We start from the raw sequence: 15979 nt of genomic DNA, 5'->3' as shown, positions 1-15979 counted from the left end.
TGCCGCGAGTTGGCGGCCTAAATGTCGTCATCAATGTCATGTTCGTAGACTTGTTCAGAAATTGCCTTCCGGGTTTTGGACTTTCCTACACGTGCAGGAGCGCAATCACCCTTTTCCACGACGATTTTTCCCGCATGGACGCCTTGCGTTTCGAGTTCGCATTTGGGCCACCCAGTCACGAGCTTGACAGCAGCGAGAGCAGGAAGCAACACGTCGAGCCACTTGCTTTGCTGCATTCCCTGTCGTCCCGCCAGCGGTAGCAACGTCTCCGGAAGCATGGGATAAGGGGTCGACCATGTCGAGAAAAGGGCGTGCAAGCCTTTCGCGAGGGGTTTGCCGTCAAGGAGCCGCCGCTGTGACCGCCGGAGAATCGTCCACTGATTACCGTCGAACAATCGGGCCAGCTCGACATCGAGCAGAATGTCATAGTCCTCGCCGGCCGCCGTCGTTTTATCGAGTTGATGCATCTTGAGAATGAGCCGGGACTTGCCAGACAAAAGGCCATGCACCGAAAACTCGAACTCGGCGCGATAGAGGCGGTCCAGCGATTCATCCAGAAGCTTCCGGGTCTTGCCGCCGGCGCTTCGTTCGAGCGCCCTTAGCAACTCGGCGCGACTGAACACGACGTGGGACTCGCGGCACGTTTCGTTGCCGCTGACAAATACACGCCTCAGAAGCTCATAGAAGACATCGGCGTCACCCTGGTCGAGTTGGTGGCCAGCCGTCTGGAAGACCTCAATGTCGCTCGTTGATGGCAACCGGGTTCGTTCGCGATACAGAGGCCGTTCGGCATGGCTACGATAGAACCGCGTACTGAAGATGGAGCTACGCGCGAGCGCGTGCGCCGTCACCACGTTATTGTTCAACCCGTGCTTGAGTCGCAGCTTCGGCCACGTCACTGGGCTGGCGTTCTGGAGGGCGGTCATTGCATCTCTCTCGTGTAGTCCCGTGGCCGCCCAACGGACGGCAGGTAGTATAGTTGCGGAATCATTCATGCCGGCCAGTCAGGGGACTTGCGGATAATGCCGCCGGGACTTGCGGATGAAATGTGGGGACTTGCGGAACGGCGCGCAGAAAAAATTGCCAGCGAATAGTGCGGATTCTTCCTGGCGCCGGCCGGGCAATTCATAAACAGGAGAATTTCAAACAAGGCGCTGTGGGGCAGGGCAGCTCGCTCCGCTCGCGGCAGCTAACACGCGGCGTCTTCGCTCGCTCTGCGGGCGGACATCATTCCGCCCTCGCGGCACTGGCTTGCCAGGACGGGCGGGATTGCGGAAACGGGTGTGCAAATGCTTCCGCCCGTGGCTTCCCGCGGCGGTCGCTTCCGAGGTGCCGTGCCGGCCCCTGGTAGCAGGAAGGGCAACCGGTGCGCAGTCGGCTATGTTCGCGGGATGCAGCCCGCTCGTTCAAGTCATTTGCCAAAATTGGGTGCAGGGACTTATGGCTAATGGCGAGCGCTGTTGTACGGGCACGGAGCATAGACGTACTCGTGGCGGCAGCTTTCGTCGGCCGTCGCTATGTGACGCGGAAACTGGTTGCGCCCCGCCGCTCTGCTAGAACCGGAGCTTTTGCTGCTTGGCTTCGCAAGCGCCGGTTGCGCGCGCCGGATGGTCGAAGCGGCTGATAGCCGTAGTGTAGGAAAATTCGCCGCTCGACCGTGATACCCGGAAGATGTCATTCGAGAAGTGCCAGCCCCGGACGACATACTCGGTGCCGTCCTCGGCGAGCTTCTCCACTGGCACCTCAATCGCCTTCCCCCTCGGAAAATAGCTGGTCGTCGATTCTTCCGCCTTGCAGAGCAGTTGCGTGAATTCGGCGCAGTGAGCCGCGAGCGAAAACAAAAACAAGGCCGCAGCCAAGGAGATTTTCTTGAGCGTCATAACGTTGTCGAACTGCATAGCCTTTTGATGCCGAATCCAGCATGGCGTTGCGAAATGCTCGAGAGCCGTCTCGGGTACCACATGGCGACGCGCATCGCGCACGCCACTTCACCACGGCCGGTGTCGGGATGTCATTCGTTGGCCATTCCCTCCTGGCCGCGGGCTCGGTCGTTGTGCCAGCCTCGCTCGCAGTCATCAGATAGGCGGGCCTGTACGCTCCAATCGGCACGCTCGTGCCACACATTCTACGAATAACGTAGGTCCGCGACAAGTGCGACCCTTCGAATCTCGTAGGTCGGGAGCGCCGGTTGCCAACGACGGGGCAGCAGGGAGGTTTTCTCAGATTCGCTGAGAAAACGTGAGAAAAAAGCGTCGTGTCGTCGGCGGCGACCGGCCGGCCAACAACACGGTCAATCTCTTCGCGGTGCGTTCACGACTCCGGCTCTTCCGCGATGCAGTCGTTGCAGTACACGCGCGACCAATATTTGCGGAACGTGCCGGCACTGCCGCAGCATTCGCAGACAGTTCGCGCAAGAAGCTCCGCCTTCTCGACCGCGTCACGGATGCGATTATGCGATGGCATGTCGAAGAAGAATCCTAATGTCAGCTTGATGTCGAGCAGGCCGTTCGTCGTTTCAATGCTTCTGCAGAGCGGGAGTACCGGGTACGGGTTGTACTCCTCCAGAAGAGATTGCTCCCGCAGTGCCTGTTCGAGCGACACGAGGAAGGCGGGCAAGCGTGCCTCGTTCGCCCATAGCGCCTGAATTTCACGCTCAATCTCGTCCGCGAGCAGAGCAATTACCGAGTACCACCCGGCGCCACACTGGATGCCGTGGAGCGCAATGTTCGACGGGTATGCCTCCGGACAATTCATGGCGCGGAAGAACAGCGGATACGCCGAGGCCAGGCGCTGCTGCAGTTCCATCGACATTCGCGCACGCGGCTCATTGTTGGCCGGCTCGGTAGCTTCAATCGCTGCTGGCCGGCGTGTCCGATGACCGTCCACAGATGGACCTCCTTCCGGATATTTGTTTCGGGTCGTGCGTGTCCTGCGGCGAATCGGGAGCCGGGAATCGGGTGTGGCATTAAATGCGCAGCCAAAAGCTTACCAAGGCGGCTCTGGCTTGTTCGAGGCGGTTGGCGGCGCCGAGGGGCGGCGTCGGATTCTACGAATTACGTAGAGAAACGGCAAGGGATTCCTACGATATTCGCAGCATGAGGATAAAGGAGCCTGCCACCCTATTCGGCCGCCGCCTACGGGCAGCGCGGCAGCGGGCCGATATCCCGCAAGACCGGCTGGGAGTCCAGATTGGGCTCGACGAGGGTACGGCGAGTGCCCGAATGAGCCGCTATGAAACGGGCACACATGAGCCTCCGTTTGGCATCGCCGTCAAATTGGCGCGGGCGCTCCATCTTCCCGCCGCATACTTCTATTGCGAAGACGACGAGCTTGCCGACCTCGTGCTGGCGTGGGTGCGCCTGCCCAAGACCGAGCGCAAGCATATCAAGGCCATGATTGACGTCATCCTGGCAGGCAGGCGTAGCAAGTAGTGGCCGTCACGCGACCCGGCGGGCAAAGTCGACGCGGATGACGTTCCCGGTCGAGCCGGTTGACATCGGTGATGAGACCGGCTCCTCTGTTTGCTGACGCGTGCCAGCGTCGCGGTTCTCGCGACTGCTTGTTGAAGACTGCATCGCATTGATGGCCTTGGCAACTTGCGCTGACGGCGCGGCGTCATAGGCAAGCGGGGCGGTTGACGGTGCCGGCGCATGGTCGTCCAGCACCTCCTTGAGCGAGACGGACGCGCCCTGTTTGAGCCGAAGCCGGCCACGGTGGAGTGTCGAATCGGGCGAATTGACCTGAAAGGCCTCATCCAAGCGCTTGGCGAAGCTTCCCGCGCACAGATGCGCATAGCGCAGCAGCATGCGGGTATCGCGGTGGCCGCTGAAGTGCTGAAGGTCGACCAGCGAGAACCCGCCGGGCGTGCGGCTGCCGGCCTCGGCGACGCGGGAAATGGCTTCATGGCGCAGGTCATGGATGCGCACCTCGCCGCTGCCAGTCAGGCCTGCGGCGATGCAAATGCGCTGCCAGGCCTTGCGCAGGCCGTCGACGCCAATTGGGAACGCCAGCTGGCTGGTGCGCGGCAGCTGGCGCAGCAGCTCGACGAGGTCGCTGCGAAGGGGCAAGGTGCGGGGCCGGCCATTCTTGGTTTCGGGCAGAAACGCGGCCTGGCCGTCCAGGTCCACGTTGGACCAAGTCAGCGTCAGCGTCTCGCTTCGGCGGGCCCCGGTCATCAGCTGGAAGTGGATGAAAGTCTCCAGCAACGGAATGTGCTCGTACGTCTCCTCGGCTTCCGCCTGGTAGCGCTGTCGAGCGCCCTTGATAACCTGCTTGCGCCGGTACACGGTGGTCGCGCTGTTTGCGTCCTCGCGCTCTGCTGCCATCAGCAGCTCGAGGCGCAGAGCGATGGACTGCGCGCGGTCCTCCTCACGGGCGGCGGCCAGCAAGCGCGCCTCCTCGCCATCCTTCAGGCGGCGGTCCCGTTCGTTGTAGTAGCGGGGCCGGCGTACACCGTCCATCGGGTTCTTGGCGACGTGAATCCGCCAGGTGTCAATGGCGATGTGGCAGACCGCCGAGAAGATGTCGATTTCGCGGTCGACCGTGCTCGGCTCGACCACCTGGCAGCGCTCGTCGATGTAGTCCGCGAAGTCGTCCGGGACGATGGTGGCGAACGGCTTGCGGATGAACTTGCCGGTCGCCGAGGGCTGCCCGACGCGCGTGCCCGTGGACCTACGGATTTTCATGGCCGTGACCTTGGGGCAAGGATTGGGGTGCGCGTCGCGAATCTCAGAGAGGTCCTGCCGGGGCAACCCAGCGTCCTCCAGCCACGCATTGATTTTGTAGCCGAGGACTTCGAAGCTTTTGTCGCGCGGCGCCTCGTCGCGCAGGTAGCGAATCAGCAGGTCGGCGAGGGTCGTCTGCTGCCCCTTCGCATAGTCGATGAAAAGCCCCTGGCGCTGCTCGCTCTCGATGCGCTCCTTGATTTTGATGGCTTCCGCTTCGCTACCGGCTCTCAACGTCTGGTTCTTGTGCGCGACGCTGCGCGTGCGGACGACATAGTGGTCATCGAGGCTCGCCAGCCGAGGCTTTAGCCCCTGCGACTGCAGCGTCTGCACGTAGCGCTGGATGGCCTGGTCGGCGTTGCGGGCGAAGGTCCGCGTGAGGTCGTCGCGGTTGCGGACGGTGACGCGGATGCGAGAGCGGTTTTCGATGGACGCCATGGCAGTGATGCTCCAAGGTTGGGGAGCACCGTATAGGCGTAGGGCAGGGGGATGATTCGCGATTTGTAGCGAAGTGGCGGAGATTGCCACTGATTTGCCACTGCGGACCCTGAAAACAAAAACAGCGGACATCTAGTCCGCTGTTTTTGAAGGGAAACCTGGTCGGGGTGAGAGGATTCGAACCTCCGGCCTCTACGTCCCGAACGTAGCGCTCTACCAGGCTAAGCTACACCCCGATTTTTTGCTCTTCCGACTCAGGCGCCTTCGTGAAGATCGCTGCGTCGTCTCAAGCAAGAACGTAACTATAACGATGTTTTTTCTAAAAGGGAATACCTTGGTGAAGAAATTTTTCGAGGCAAGGTATCGCGTTCCCTTCGCGGCGCGTTTACGACTGCCGCGACGTCGAGTACGAGCACAGCCCGAGCAGGCTTTCCTTGTAGATCGAATCCGGGAACGCGGCGATCGCGGCCGCAGCGGCCTGTGCTTCCTGGCGCGCACATTCGAGCGTATGGTCGAGCGCGCCCGAACGCGTGATCGCGTCGAAAATCGTATCGAAGCGATCGGTGCCGCCTTGCTCGATCGCCTCGCGCGCGCGCGCCGACTGTTCGGGCGTGCCGCGTTCGATCAGATAGATGAGCGGGAGCGTCGGTTTGCCTTCGCGCAGATCGTCGCCGGCATTCTTGCCCATCGCTTCGGCCGTGCCCGCGTAGTCGAGCCAGTCGTCCATGATCTGGAATGCGGTGCCGATCCGGCGGCCGTATTCGGCCGCGGCGGCTTCGGTCGGCGCATCGGCGCCGGCGAGCACCGCGCCCAGGCGGGCCGATGCCTCGAACAGCTTCGCCGTCTTGTAGCGGATCACCTGCATGTAGCGCGACTCGTCGACGTCCGCGTCGTGCATGTTCAGAAGCTGCAGCACTTCGCCTTCGGAGATGATCGTCGTCGCTTCCGACAGGATTTCCATCACGCGCATCTTGCCGACGCCGACCATCATCTCGAACGAGCGCGAATAGAGGTAGTCGCCGACCAGCACGCTCGCCGCATTGCCGAACAGCGCGTTCGCCGTCTGGCGGCCGCGCCGCAGTTCGGATTCGTCGACGACGTCGTCATGCAGCAGCGTGGCCGTGTGGATGAACTCGACGACGGCGGCCAGCACGTGCCGCTGATGCGACGTCTCGCCGAGCGCACCGGCGACGAGCAACAACAGGGCCGGACGCAGCCGCTTGCCGCCCGCGCCGATGATGTACTCGGCGATCTGGTTGATCAGCAGCACGTCGGACGCGAGGCTTTGCCGGATAACGCGATTCACCTGCTCCATGTCGCTGGCGATCGGGGCGAGCAGGTGGGCGGCGCTGAGGGTGGGGGAGGCGGTGGACGACGACATGATGATCGAAATGGGTGATGCCGCGGATTATAAGTCGAATCCGCGATATCCCGGTCTGTCGGACGTGCCGGCACCGTGATTTTGGCCGTCCGGCCAGGGCTTGCGCGCGGCAATCGCGGATCGGCTTTGACTTGGGTGCTAACCCCATGTATAATCACGTGTTTTCCGCGCGTGGTGTGCGGAAAAATTGGATCCAGAGTGAGGTTCTCAATGTACGCGGTCATAAAAACCGGTGGCAAGCAGTACAAGGTTGCCGTTGGCGAAAAACTCAAAGTAGAACAGATACCGGCTGACATTGACGCTGAAATCACGCTCGACCAGGTTCTCGCAGTGGGCGAAGGCGAATCGATTAAGTTCGGTACGCCGCTGGTCAGTGGGGCTTCCGTCAAGGCCACCGTTGTGTCGCACGGTCGTCATGCCAAGGTCACCATCTTCAAGATGCGTCGCCGGAAGCACTACCAAAAGCACGGCGGCCACCGCCAGAACTACACTGAGCTGCGCATCGACGCGATCAACGCGTAAGCGCCTCGGTAAAGGAGCAATCAGATGGCACACAAAAAGGCAGGCGGCTCTTCCCGGAACGGCCGCGACTCCGAGTCGAAACGTCTCGGCGTGAAAGTGTACGGCGGCCAGGCGATCAACGCTGGCGGCATCATCGTGCGTCAGCGCGGTACGCGCATGCACGCTGGCGAGAACGTCGGCATGGGCAAGGATCACACCCTGTTCGCGCTGGTCGACGGTCACGTCAAGTTCGCGACCAAGGGCGCGGACAAGAAGCATCTGGTCATCGTCGTCCCGGCGGCTGCCTAAGTTCAGGCACCCACGGGCTTCGTAGCCGAAAGGCCCCGCAGTCTTCGCGGGGCCTTTTTTTATTTGGCCGCCGGGCGCATGTGCGCACCGGCGGCTGTCGCGAAACGGCGGGCAATCGGCCGAACGGCAGATTGTTCAAGCGCGCCGGCGCGCGGCACAATAGCGGAAATACTGGTCGGAGTGACGAATGAAGTTCATTGACGAAGCACGAATCGAAGTCATCGCCGGCGACGGAGGCGATGGCAGCGCGTCGATGCGCCGCGAGAAATTCGTCCCGTTCGGCGGGCCGGATGGCGGCGACGGCGGCCGGGGCGGCAACGTCTACGCGATCGCCGACCGCAACATCAATACGCTGATCGACTACCGTTACGCGAAGAAGCATCTGGCGCGCAATGGCGAAAACGGCCGCGGATCCGATTGCTACGGCAAGGGCGGTGACGACGTCACGCTGCGCATGCCGGTCGGCACGGTCGTGACGGACATGGACACGGGCGAATTGATCGCCGACCTCACCGAGCACGATCAGCAGGTGATGCTCGCGAAGGGCGGCGCAGGCGGCCTCGGCAACCTGCATTTCAAGTCGAGCACGAACCGCGCGCCGCGCCAGAAAACCGACGGCAAGCCGGGCGAACGGCGCATGCTGAGGCTCGAACTGAAGGTGCTCGCCGACGTCGGTCTGCTCGGCATGCCGAACGCCGGCAAGTCGACCTTCATCTCGTCGGTGTCGAACGCGAAGCCGAAGATCGCCGACTATCCGTTCACGACACTCGCGCCGAACCTCGGCGTCGTGCGCGTCGGGCCGAGCAAGAGCTTCGTGATCGCCGACATCCCGGGGCTGATCGAGGGCGCAGCCGAAGGTGCGGGCCTCGGCCACCAGTTCCTGCGACACCTGCAGCGCACCGGTGTGCTGCTGCATCTCGTCGATTTGGCTCCGTTCGACGAAAGCGTCGATCCGGTCGCGGAAGCAACCGCGATCGTCGGCGAACTGCGCAAGTACGACGAGGCGCTCTACGAGAAGCCGCGTTGGCTCGTCCTCAACAAGCTCGACATGGTGCCGGATGACGAGCGCGAGGCGCGCGTCGCCGATTTCCTCGACCGTTTCGGCTGGGACGGCCCGGTGTTCGAGATTTCGGCGCTCACGGGTCAGGGCTGCGAAGCGCTTTGCTACGCGATCTACGACTACCTCGCCGAGCATTCGGACGCGCATCGCGCGGCGGAAGAGGAAGATCTGGCCGCGGACGTGCGCTTCCGCGATGCGCCGCCCGCCGATGGCGGCGCGACGCCCGGCGACGACGCCTGAGCGGGGCCGGAACGCACCGGGCGTCGCGCCTGGTGCCGGAATTTAATCGCGCCCTGTCGGGCCGGCATCAGATACAGGAGACAGCGCACGATGCGTTCGATCATCGCGGATTCGAAGCGATTGGTGGTGAAGGTGGGCTCGAGCCTCGTAACCAACGACGGTAAGGGGCTCGATCATGCTGCGATCGGCCGCTGGGCGGCCCAGATCGCCGCGCTGCGCACGCAGGGCAAGGAAGTCGTGCTCGTCAGTTCGGGCGCGATCGCTGAAGGGATGCAGCGGCTCGGCTGGAGCAAGCGTCCGCGCGAGATCGACGAGTTGCAGGCCGCCGCCGCGGTTGGCCAGATGGGGCTCGCGCAAGTCTACGAAAGCCGCTTTACCGAGCACGATATCCGCACCGCGCAGATCCTGCTGACACATGCCGACCTTGCCGATCGCGAACGCTACCTGAATGCGCGCTCGACGCTGCTTACGCTGCTGCGGCTCGGCGTCGTGCCGATCATCAACGAGAACGACACGGTCGTCACCGACGAAATCAAGTTTGGCGACAACGACACGCTCGGCGCGCTGGTCGCGAACCTGATCGAAGGCGATGCGCTGATCATCCTGACCGATCAGTCCGGGCTCTTCACCGCCGATCCGCGCAAGGATCCGAACGCGACGCTGGTCGCGGAAGCCAGTGCGGGCGCACCGGAACTCGAGGCGATGGCGGGCGGAGCCGGCTCGAGCCTCGGCCGCGGCGGAATGCTGACGAAGATCCTCGCGGCGAAGCGCGCAGCGCACAGCGGCGCGAACACCGTGATCGCGAGCGGCCGCGAAGCCGACGTGCTGGTGCGACTGGCGGCGGGCGAGGCGATCGGCACGCAGCTGATCGCGCGCACCGCGCGGATGGCTGCGCGCAAGCAATGGATGGCCGATCATCTGCAGGTACGCGGGCACGTCGTGATCGACGCCGGCGCGGTCGAAAAGCTGACGGCTGGCGGCAAGAGCCTGCTGCCGATCGGCGTGATCGGCGTGCAGGGCGCATTCGCGCGCGGCGAGGTGATCGCATGTGTCGGCCCCGACGGACGCGAAGTGGCGCGCGGTCTCACGAACTACAGCAGCGCGGAAACGAAGCTGATTCACCGCAAGCCGAGCGGCGAGATCGAGGCGGTGCTTGGCTACATGCTGGAACCGGAACTGATTCACCGCGACAACCTCGTGCTCGTGTAATCACTCGGCCAAGGCGTCGCGAGACACTAAAAAAGCCCGCGTTATGCGGGCTTTTTGTTGCAACTGGCGAGAGGCAGGGCCGGGCCGGCGCCCTGCGTCACATCGTCAGCGCAGCTGGCTCATCGCGGTGCGGTGGAACCGGATGTTCTCGAGAATCTGCTGGGTCGTGCCCTGTGGCATCTTGTTCGAGCAGAAGTAGTCCTGGTACAGCGCCGAGTGGTACGCGTTCAGCTCACCGTTCTCGATGCGACGCCAGTCGTTCTCGACCGTACGGTCCCAGCCGTCGTGGTCCGAATTCAGGCCTGCATACTGACGCCATTCGTAGGTGTCGCAGCGGATGCCTTCGTAGTTCACGTTGCGTGCGCCGGCCGGGCTCGTGATGACGACCGCATAGCGCACGACGCCGTCGGTGCCGACCGCGAGCGACTTCGCATCGACGGAGAACTTGAGCGGCGTGTTCTGCGATACGTTGAACGGCAACAGGTCGCCTGCTTGCGGAAGCGGCGGCAGCGTGTCGACCGGGTTTTCCTTCCAGTTGCCCTGGCGGTCCAGCAGGTACACGAACTCGCTGTCATCCTTGTTGGTCGGCGTCTTCGAATTCGCGCAACCGGCCAGCGTGGCCGCCGCGACAATCGATGCGAGCGCGAGAGCAATCGCTTTCAATATGCATTCCTCGTAAAAAAAGGGCGCGACACAAGGTCGCGCCCGGTCATGCAGTCCGACTCGTCATTTGCCGATGATCTCGCGGGGCGGCATCTCGTCGAGCGTGCTCGCCTCCACTTCGATCTCCGAACAGACCACCGATGTGTCGACAATCGTCAGCGTCTGCTGGACCTGCGCACCGATGACGCGCGGATAGCGCGACGGACGCGGCCCACGCGGCTTTTCGGCTCGCTGCGCCGGGCGGCGCAGGAAGCGCGACAGTTCCGTCAGCGCCAACTGATAGACATCCCGCTTGAACTCGATCACCGCATCGAGCGGCACCCAGTACTCGTTCCAGCGCCACGCATCGAACTCCGGGTGATCGGTCGCGCGCAAGCAAATGTCGCAATCGCGTCCGACCATCCGCAGCAGGAACCAGATCTGCTTCTGGCCGCGGTAATGGCCGCGTACTTCGCGTTTGATGAACTTGTCAGGCACCTCGTAACGCAACCAGTCGCGGGTGCGGCCGATTATCTTGACGTGTTCCGGGTGCAGTCCGGTCTCCTCGTGCAGTTCCCGGTACATCGCCTGCATGGGGGTCTCGCCGTACTTGATCCCACCTTGAGGAAACTGCCAGGAATGCTCGCGGAGCCGCTTGCCCCAAAACACCTCGTTGCGCGCGTTCAAGAGGATGATGCCGACGTTCGGGCGAAAGCCTTCACGATCCAGCATACAACCACCTTCGAATCCTTTAAAATTGCTTTGATTATAAACAGATAACGGGCGCTGCGCACCGTGACGGAGCGAATCCGCGCGGGGCGCACCGGCTGAATTGTCCCTGATTAGTCTGCTACGTCATCTGCGCCATCGTCGTTCGTCGCGCGCAGCTTTTTCACCTTGAAACTTTTTCGGGCGCCCCGCCTGGGGGCGCCGTATTTGGAACCGTCCGCATGAAAGCTTCCCGTTTCTTTATCGGCACCCTCAAAGAAGCACCGGCCGACGCAGAGATCGTCAGCCACAAGCTGATGGTGCGCGCCGGCATGATCCGTCGCGTCGCCGGCGGCATCTACAACTACCTGCCGGTCGGCCTGCGTTCGATTCGCAAGGTCGAGGCGATCGTGCGCGAGGAAATGAACCGGGCAGGCGCCATCGAACTGCTGATGCCGGCCGTGCAACCGGCCGAGCTGTGGCAGGAATCGGGGCGCTGGGAACAGTACGGCCCGGAACTGCTGCGCTTCAAGGACCGCAAGGACAACGACTTCGTGATCGGGCCGACGCACGAGGAAGTCGTCACCGACATCGCGCGCAACCAGATCAAGAGCTACCGGCAGATGCCGGTGAACTTCTATCAGATCCAGACGAAGTTCCGCGACGAGATTCGTCCGCGCTTCGGCGTGATGCGCGGCCGCGAATTCATCATGAAGGACGCGTATTCGTTCGACAAGGACGCGGCCGGCCTGAACGAGTCGTATCGCAAGATGTATGACGCATACGTGCGCATCTTCACGCGCCTCGGCCTCGAGTTCCGCGCGGTCGCGGCCGACAGCGGCTCGATCGGCGGCAACTTCTCGCACGAGTTCCACGTGATCGCCGATACCGGCGAAGACGCGATCGCCTACTGCCCGACGTCCGACTTCGCGGCGAACGTCGAAGCGGCCGAAGCGCTGCCGCTGACGCCCGCGCGCGCCGCACCGGCCGAAGCGATGGAGAAGGTTTCGACGCCCGGCAAGGCGAAGTGCGAGGCCGTCGCCGAACTGCTGGCGATCCCGCTCGAGCGCACGATCAAGTCGATCGTGCTTGCCACCGACAACGAAGGCGCCGAGCCGACCATCTGGCTCGTGATGCTGCGCGGCGACCACGATCTGAACGAGATCAAGGTGTCGAAGCTGCCGGGGCTGAAGAACCACCGCTTCGCGACCGAGCAGGAAATCGTCGAGTGGTTTGGCACGCCGCCGGGCTATCTCGGCCCGGTCGGCACGAAGAAGCCGGTGAAGGTGATCGCCGATCGCACGGTCGCGAACATGAGCGATTTCGTCGTCGGCGCGAACGAGGTCGACTATCACATCGCGGGCGTGAACTGGGGCCGCGACCTGCCGGAGCCGGACGTCGCCGACGTGCGCAACGTCAAGAAAGGCGATCCGTCGCCGGACGGCAAGGGCGAGATCGACATCTGCCGCGGCATCGAAGTCGGCCACGTGTTCCAGCTCGGCACCAAGTACTCGGAAGCGATGGGCGCGACGTTCCTCGACGAATCGGGCAAGCCGCAGCCGATGCTGATGGGCTGCTACGGCGTCGGCGTCACGCGCATTCTCGGCGCGGCGATCGAACAGAACTTCGACGATCGCGGCATCATCTGGCCCGAGTCGATCGCCCCGTTCGAGGTCGTGCTGTGCCCGATGGGCTACGATCGCAGCGACATGGTTCGCGAGGCGGCCGACAAGCTGTACGCGGAACTGGCCGCTGCCGGCATCGACGTGATCCTCGACGATCGCGGCGAGCGCCCGGGCGTGATGTTCGCCGACTGGGAACTGATCGGCGTGCCGCATCGCCTGGTGATCGGCGAACGTGGCCTGAAGGAGGGCAAGATCGAGTATCAGGGCCGCCGCGACGCCGAAGCGACGCTGCTGCCGGCCGACGCGGCCGCGGCGACGGTGACGGAGAAGATCCGCGCCGCGCTCGAGCGCTAAGCGCTGCAACCGGGGGACACGGTGGAATACACCTTCCTGTCGGCCACCGTGCTCCTCGTGCTGATCACGGATCCGCTCGGCAACATTCCGCTGTTCATCACGGCGATGCGGGACGTGCCGCGCGAGCGGCGCGTGAAGCTGATCCTGCGTGAAGTGGGGATCGCGTTCGTGATCCTGCTGTTCTTCATGGTGGTCGGCGATCGTTTCCTGCGGATGATGAGCCTCACCGACCTGTCGCTGAGGCTCGGCGGCGGGATCGTGCTGTTTCTGATCGCGCTGCGGATGATCTTCCCGCATCCGGACGGCGCGCTCGGCAGCGATCCGCGCGCAGGCGGCGAGCCGTTCATCGTGCCGCTCGCGATTCCGGCGCTTGCCGGGCCGTCCGCGCTCGCGACGGTGATGCTGCTGACGTCGCAGGCGCCGGGCAAGATGTTCGAGTGGGTGGGCGCGCTGACGGTCACGATGATCGTCTGCGCGATCACGCTGGTGCTGGCCGAACGGATCCAGCAGTGGCTCGGCGAGCGGACCGTCGCCGCATTCGAGCGGCTGATGGGTTTGGTGCTCGTCGCGATCTCGGTTGAGATGCTGCTGGCCGGCATCCGGGCGTTCGTGCACCAGCTGTAGCGCGGGCGGTGCGGCGCGTGCCGACGCAAAAAAGCGGCGCTCCGGGAAACCGGGGCGCCGCTTTTCTTTGTGGCGGGCAGGGCGGTCAGACGTTCGCGGTCAGCGCGCGGATCGTCGGCAGATTGCGCCAGTAGCCCTTTGCGTCCATCCCGCAGCCGAACACGTAGCGGTCCGGCACCGAGAAGCCGCAGAAGTCGGGGTGCAGCGGTTTCGCCTTCGTGAGCGTCTTCTCGCACAGCACGGCGGACATGAAGCGCTTCGCACCCATGTCGAGGATGCGGTCGCGGATCGCCGCCATCGTCTCGCCTTCGTCGAGGATGTCGTCGAGCACGAGCACGATCCGGTCCTTCACCGATTCGCGCGGCGCGACGCGCCAGTGCATCTCGGGGCTGCCCTGCGTCGTGTTGCGGTAGCGGGTCAGGTGGATGTAGTCGAATTCCAGCGGGAAATCGAGATGCGGCAGCAGCATCCCGGTAAACACCGCGGCGCCGCCCATCACCGAGAGCACGAGCGGGAACGCGTCGCCGATGTCGGCGCGGATCGCGTCGGCCATCCGGGCGATCGATGCGTTGACGGCATCGGCCGAGACGATCTCTTCGGAGTGGTCGAAAATGTGGAGGGCTTCTTCGCGGTTCATGTGTTCTGGCGGGCAGTCGGTATACAAATAAGGATGAAGCAGAACGGCCGGCGCGCGCTACGGCAAAAACCCGCGCGCCGACCGACGGGCGGAATCAGCGCATGCCGGGCATCATGCCCTTCAGGCCGCGCATCATCTTCTGCATGTTGCCGCCCTTCAGCTTCTTCATCATCGTACGCATCTGGTCGTACTGGTTCAGCATCCGGTTGACTTCCTGCACCGGCACGCCCGCGCCGGCTGCAATGCGGCGCTTGCGCGTCGCCTTGATGATTTCGGGTTTCGCGCGCTCGGCGGGCGTCATCGAGCTGATGATCCCTTCCATGCGGCGGATCTGCTTCTCGGCCTGGCCCATGTCGGCGCCGGCCGCCGCCTGCTGGAACTGCGCGGGCAGCTTGTCCATCAGCGACGACAGGCCGCCCATGTTCTTCATCTGCGAGATCTGCGCGCGGAAATCGTTCAGGTCGAAGTCGCCGCCTTTCTTCACCTTGTCGGCGAGCTTCTGCGCGGCCTGCACGTCGACGCCGCGCTGGGCCTCCTCGACGAGCGCGAGGATGTCGCCCATGCCGAGGATCCGGTTCGCCATCCGGTCCGGGTGGAACACCTCGAGGCCGTCGAGCTTCTCGGCGACGCCGACGAACTTGATCGGCTTGCCCGTGATGTGGCGCACCGACAGCGCGGCACCGCCGCGCGAATCGCCGTCGAGCTTGGTCAGCACGACGCCGGTGAGCGGCAGCGTGTCGTTGAACGCCTTCGCGGTGTTGACCGCGTCCTGACCGAGCATCGCGTCGACGACGAACAGCGTTTCGGCCGGCTTCAGCGTGCCGTGCAGCGCGGCGATTTCCTGCATCATCGCCTCGTCGATACCGAGGCGGCCGGCCGTGTCGACGATCAGCACGTCATGGTAGTGGCGCTTCGCCCAGTCGACGGCCGCGAGTGCGATGTCGACGGGTTTCTGGTCCGGCGTCGACGGGAAGAAATCGGCGCCGACCTGTTCGCTCACCGTTTTCAGCTGCATGATGGCGGCCGGGCGATACACGTCGCACGACACCGTCAGCACCTTCTTCTTGTACTTCTCGCGCAGCAGCTTCGCGAGCTTGCCGGCGGTCGTCGTCTTGCCGGCGCCCTGCAGGCCGGCCATCAGGATCACGGCGGGCGGCGTGACGGCGAGGTTCAGCTCGGCGGCCTTGCCTTCGTAGTCGCCGCCGATCACGGCGGTCAGTTCCTTCTGGACCACGCCGACGAGCGCCTGACCCGGCGACAGGCTGCTGATCACTTCCTCGCCGAGCGCCTTTTCCTTGACCTTGGCGATGAATTCGCGAACGACGGGCAGCGCGACGTCGGCTTCCAGCAGCGCGAGACGCACCTCGCGGAGCATCTCCTGGGTGTTCGCCTCGGTGAGCCGGGCCTCGCCGCGCAGCGTCTTGACGACGCGCGCCATCCGTTGAGTGAGATTGTCGAGCATGGGGAGCGATGGACAGTGGGGCCCGAAGGCGCAACGGAACCGAACAAAGGGAGCCGTCGCGGGAA

Annotated in this window: 16 protein-coding genes and 1 tRNA gene; 7 read left to right on the top strand and 10 right to left on the bottom strand. The window is 63.8% G+C overall.

Features of this window, described 5'->3' with window-relative positions; genetic code table 11:
• Nucleotides 1-17: 17 nt before the first annotated feature.
• From trfA to WS46_RS01660, 3 genes are all read right to left on the bottom strand, one after another.
• Complete coding sequence (trfA, locus tag WS46_RS01670) at nucleotides 18-926, bottom strand: plasmid replication initiator TrfA (RefSeq protein WP_059689115.1); 909 nt, start codon at nucleotides 924-926, stop codon at nucleotides 18-20.
• Between the two features lie 627 nt (nucleotides 927-1553).
• A complete protein-coding gene (locus WS46_RS01665; RefSeq protein WP_257129899.1) occupies nucleotides 1554-1880 on the bottom strand; it encodes a hypothetical protein in 327 nt (108 codons plus the stop codon).
• A 430-nt stretch (nucleotides 1881-2310) separates the two neighbouring features.
• Nucleotides 2311-2805 carry a hypothetical protein gene (locus tag WS46_RS01660; RefSeq protein ID WP_257129898.1) on the bottom strand — a complete coding sequence of 165 codons (495 nt, stop codon included), beginning with the start codon at nucleotides 2803-2805 and terminating at the stop codon, nucleotides 2311-2313.
• A 290-nt stretch (nucleotides 2806-3095) separates the two neighbouring features.
• Between WS46_RS01660 and WS46_RS01655 the strand changes: the two genes are divergently transcribed.
• Nucleotides 3096-3431 (top strand): helix-turn-helix domain-containing protein, encoded by a 336-nt coding sequence (locus WS46_RS01655; RefSeq protein WP_059689112.1) that lies wholly within the window; start codon nucleotides 3096-3098, stop codon nucleotides 3429-3431.
• 6 nt (nucleotides 3432-3437) lie between these two features.
• Here the strand turns inward: WS46_RS01655 and WS46_RS35895 are convergent, their stop codons facing one another.
• From WS46_RS35895 to WS46_RS01640, 3 genes are all read right to left on the bottom strand, one after another.
• Entirely contained in the window at nucleotides 3438-5162 is a 1725-nt protein-coding gene (locus WS46_RS35895) for a site-specific integrase (protein ID WP_059689111.1), read from the bottom strand.
• A gap of 159 nt (nucleotides 5163-5321) precedes the next feature.
• A tRNA-Pro gene (locus tag WS46_RS01645) sits at nucleotides 5322-5398 on the bottom strand.
• Nucleotides 5399-5547: 149 nt separating this feature from the next.
• Nucleotides 5548-6543, bottom strand: coding sequence for a polyprenyl synthetase family protein (locus tag WS46_RS01640; protein WP_059689110.1), 996 nt, complete (start codon nucleotides 6541-6543; stop codon nucleotides 5548-5550).
• Nucleotides 6544-6753: 210 nt separating this feature from the next.
• On the opposite strand from WS46_RS01640, the gene rplU reads away from it, so the two are divergent.
• The 4 genes from rplU (at nucleotide 6754) to proB (ending at nucleotide 9862) form a co-directional block, all read left to right on the top strand.
• The gene (gene rplU, locus WS46_RS01635; protein WP_006025184.1) at nucleotides 6754-7065 is read left to right on the top strand and encodes a 50S ribosomal protein L21; all 312 of its coding nucleotides are present in this window, start codon (nucleotides 6754-6756) and stop codon (nucleotides 7063-7065) included.
• 24 nt (nucleotides 7066-7089) lie between these two features.
• Nucleotides 7090-7353 (top strand): 50S ribosomal protein L27, encoded by a 264-nt coding sequence (gene rpmA / locus WS46_RS01630; protein WP_006476999.1) that lies wholly within the window; start codon nucleotides 7090-7092, stop codon nucleotides 7351-7353.
• A 187-nt stretch (nucleotides 7354-7540) separates the two neighbouring features.
• Complete coding sequence (cgtA, locus tag WS46_RS01625) at nucleotides 7541-8653, top strand: Obg family GTPase CgtA (protein WP_059689109.1); 1113 nt, start codon at nucleotides 7541-7543, stop codon at nucleotides 8651-8653.
• Between the two features lie 90 nt (nucleotides 8654-8743).
• Nucleotides 8744-9862, top strand: coding sequence for a glutamate 5-kinase (gene proB / locus WS46_RS01620; protein ID WP_059689108.1), 1119 nt, complete (start codon nucleotides 8744-8746; stop codon nucleotides 9860-9862).
• A gap of 105 nt (nucleotides 9863-9967) precedes the next feature.
• On the opposite strand, the gene WS46_RS01615 is transcribed toward proB, so the two are convergent.
• Nucleotides 9968-10525: a CNP1-like family protein gene (locus WS46_RS01615; RefSeq protein ID WP_059465329.1), complete on the bottom strand. Its 558-nt coding sequence runs from the start codon at nucleotides 10523-10525 to the stop codon at nucleotides 9968-9970.
• Nucleotides 10526-10588: 63 nt separating this feature from the next.
• The gene (locus WS46_RS01610) at nucleotides 10589-11236 is read right to left on the bottom strand and encodes an RNA pyrophosphohydrolase (RefSeq protein ID WP_059535199.1); all 648 of its coding nucleotides are present in this window, start codon (nucleotides 11234-11236) and stop codon (nucleotides 10589-10591) included.
• Between the two features lie 218 nt (nucleotides 11237-11454).
• On the opposite strand from WS46_RS01610, the gene WS46_RS01605 reads away from it, so the two are divergent.
• Together WS46_RS01605 and WS46_RS01600 are read left to right on the top strand one after the other, a co-directional pair.
• Entirely contained in the window at nucleotides 11455-13191 is a 1737-nt protein-coding gene (locus WS46_RS01605) for a proline--tRNA ligase (protein ID WP_059689107.1), read from the top strand.
• Nucleotides 13192-13212: 21 nt separating this feature from the next.
• Nucleotides 13213-13815 (top strand): MarC family protein, encoded by a 603-nt coding sequence (locus WS46_RS01600; RefSeq protein ID WP_012363042.1) that lies wholly within the window; start codon nucleotides 13213-13215, stop codon nucleotides 13813-13815.
• Nucleotides 13816-13900: 85 nt separating this feature from the next.
• Here WS46_RS01600 and WS46_RS01595 read toward each other — a convergent pair whose 3' ends face one another.
• A complete protein-coding gene (locus WS46_RS01595; RefSeq protein ID WP_059535202.1) occupies nucleotides 13901-14452 on the bottom strand; it encodes a hypoxanthine-guanine phosphoribosyltransferase in 552 nt (183 codons plus the stop codon).
• Nucleotides 14453-14546: 94 nt separating this feature from the next.
• On the bottom strand, nucleotides 14547-15914 hold the full coding sequence (gene ffh / locus WS46_RS01590; protein WP_059465333.1) for a signal recognition particle protein: 1368 nt from the start codon (nucleotides 15912-15914) through the stop codon (nucleotides 14547-14549).
• Nucleotides 15915-15979: the final 65 nt, after the last annotated feature.

The sequence above is a fragment of the Burkholderia sp. RF4-BP95 genome, from assembly GCF_001521985.1.
In the GTDB taxonomy this organism is placed as follows: domain Bacteria; phylum Pseudomonadota; class Gammaproteobacteria; order Burkholderiales; family Burkholderiaceae; genus Burkholderia; species Burkholderia diffusa.
The sequence above is the reverse complement of the archived record's forward strand: the minus strand, read 5'-3'. Positions and strand labels throughout refer to the sequence as shown.